Raw genomic sequence first — 1,763 nt, 5'->3', positions numbered from 1 at the left:
GGCCGAGGAACTGCTGCCCGCGCTGGCCGAGGCGCTGCCGCCGGGCACCCGGCTCGTCGTGATGATCCGCGCCGATGCCCTCGCCGCGGCCCGTGAGTCCGGCCACCCCCGGCACCGGGTCGCGCTGGTGCTGGACCGCCTCGCGGCCCGCCCCGAGGTGGAGGTGCGGCCGCACGGCCACCTGCCGGAGTCCGAGCTGTGCGCCGCGCTCGCCGGGTTCGACGCCCTGGTGCTCCCGCACCGGCACGGGACGCATTCGGGGTGGCTGGAGCTCTGCCGCGACCTGGGCCTGCCGCCCGTCGTCCCCCGCATCGGATGCCTGGTCGAGCAGTGGGGGCACGCCGTCGCCTCGTACGACGCCTGGTCACCTGACACCGCCGGGCTCCGGGAGTCACTGGGCACCGCGGTCGGAGGCCCGCCCGTCCCCGAGCGGGCGCCCGACGCCGAGGACGCCGCCGTCGCGGCCACCCACGCAGCGATCTACCGCGCAGCGCTGGCCAGCGCCGAGCGTCCCGCTCACCCCGCTCACCCCGCTCACCCCGCTCCGCGAATGGTCACACCCGGTCACATTCGCCCTGGTCGCTGACGCCGGACATCGTCATTTGTGACCACTCGCCGGGAGGTGAGAGCGGGCGAAGCGGACGCGCGCGGCGTCAGCCCTCCTGACGGCGGACCATCTCGCCGATCCACTCGGGCACGTACGGCGAGGTGCAGCCGCGCGGCGTCGGGTAGTCCCGCAGCACCCCCAGCCGCTCACCGATCTCCAGCGCCCGCCCGCGCAGCTCCGGGTGGTGGATGCCGATCTGGGCCAGGCAGGTGTTCATCTCCCACTGCAGCCGCTCGTGGGCGTCGGCCATCTCCGCCTCGATCACGTCCATCAGCCCGGGCAGGTCCAGCCCCTCCGGCTTCTTGACCACGCGGTCAGCGGTGAGCGCCCAGCCGGCGGAGTCCACGACCGGGTCGGGATCGTCGAGCCACGCGACGCGCAGGTCCTCAGCGTGCGGGCCCTTCATCACCACGTAGCCCACCAGCCAGTCGTGGACCTTCCGGGTGCGGGCCTGGCGCAGCATGGCGTCGAGCTCGTCGGCGGAGAACTCCTTCGGCCGACACGCGAGAATCGCCAGCAGCCGCGCGGCCGAGTCGCCGGTCGCCCACAGCTCGACCGCCAGGGGCTGGTTCTTCTTCACCCGCTTGGCCACCGCCCGCAGCGCCGTCAGGTTGACCCCGTGGTCGTCCCCGTGCCGGGCGTTGACCTCCCGGATCCGGGCGTCCTCGAGCCCGGCGAGCTCGGCCATCACCTCGTCGAGCGTCGGCGTCGTCGTCGTCATCATCGTCGTCCTCTCCCTCCCGGGCGCGCCCGCCGCCACGCGCGCCGGCCCCCGCCACGCGGCGCGTCCCTATACTCGCCGGGGTGCGCCTGTGGAGCATCCATCCCGACCTGCTCGACCGCGCGGCGCTCGTCGCCGGCTGGCGCGAGGGGCTCCTGGCCCAGAAGGTACTCCGCGGGATGACGAAGGGCTATCGCGCGCATCCCCAGCTCGAGCGGTTCCGCACCCTCGCCGACCCGGTCGCGGGGATCGCCACGTGGCTGCACGGTCTCGCCGACGCCGCCGACGCGCGCGGCTACCGCTTCGACCGCACGCGCGTCGTCCTGCCGCCCGGGCCCGAGCGCCTGCCGCTCACCGACGGCCAACTCGCGCTGGAGTGGGCGCACCTGCGCGCCAAGGTGATCGAGCGCGACCCGCCGTGGCTGGACCGGCTCG

2 protein-coding genes and 1 pseudogene are annotated in these 1,763 nt (G+C 74.9%); 2 read left to right on the top strand and 1 reads right to left on the bottom strand.

The annotated features are described in order from the left end of the window. Nucleotides 1-586: pseudogene (locus HMPREF3086_RS05175) on the top strand (hypothetical protein); the annotation flags it as partial. A gap of 67 nt (nt 587-653) precedes the next feature. Here HMPREF3086_RS05175 and HMPREF3086_RS05170 read toward each other — a convergent pair. Then, nucleotides 654-1,331 (bottom strand): DNA alkylation repair protein, encoded by a 678-nt coding sequence (locus HMPREF3086_RS05170; protein WP_109148650.1) that lies wholly within the window; start codon nt 1,329-1,331, stop codon nt 654-656. Nucleotides 1,332-1,411: 80 nt separating this feature from the next. Between HMPREF3086_RS05170 and HMPREF3086_RS05165 the strand changes: the two genes are divergently transcribed. Then, nucleotides 1,412-1,763 (top strand): pyrimidine dimer DNA glycosylase/endonuclease V (locus HMPREF3086_RS05165; RefSeq protein WP_070720520.1); only part of this gene is annotated, 352 nt, incomplete at its 3' end.

It is taken from the genome of Dietzia sp. HMSC21D01 (genome assembly GCF_001815995.1).
GTDB classification, from domain to species: domain Bacteria; phylum Actinomycetota; class Actinomycetes; order Mycobacteriales; family Mycobacteriaceae; genus Dietzia; species Dietzia cinnamea.
This window is presented reverse-complemented; position numbering and strand designations above follow the sequence as displayed.